General features: G+C 63.8%; 1 pseudogene. It reads right to left on the minus strand.

The window, feature by feature from the left end:
• Positions 1 to 32: 32 nt before the first annotated feature.
• Positions 33 to 243: pseudogene (locus N7568_RS25065) on the minus strand (3-oxoadipate CoA-transferase); the annotation flags it as partial.

Genomic DNA, 243 nt, shown 5'->3' on the forward strand with positions numbered 1-243 from the left:
GCCTCTCAACGAGGAGCCCACACTTGCGGGGCCTACTCCGCCTCTTTCAACGGCAGGGGTACGAGCTCCTGGATTTCCTCGAAGGTGCAACCGAACGTATCGCGGACGGTGACGCCGTCGGGTCCGGTGAGGAAGACGGCTTTGTCCGTGTTCCCGCGGGTGACGCAGCCGACGCCGGTGAGCGGGCAAGTGCACTGCTACACGAGTTTGGACCCGCCCTAACGGGTCAGCAAGGTCATCATC

The sequence above is a fragment of the Paenarthrobacter aurescens genome (assembly GCF_025421775.1).
In the GTDB taxonomy this organism is placed as follows: domain Bacteria; phylum Actinomycetota; class Actinomycetes; order Actinomycetales; family Micrococcaceae; genus Arthrobacter; species Arthrobacter aurescens_B.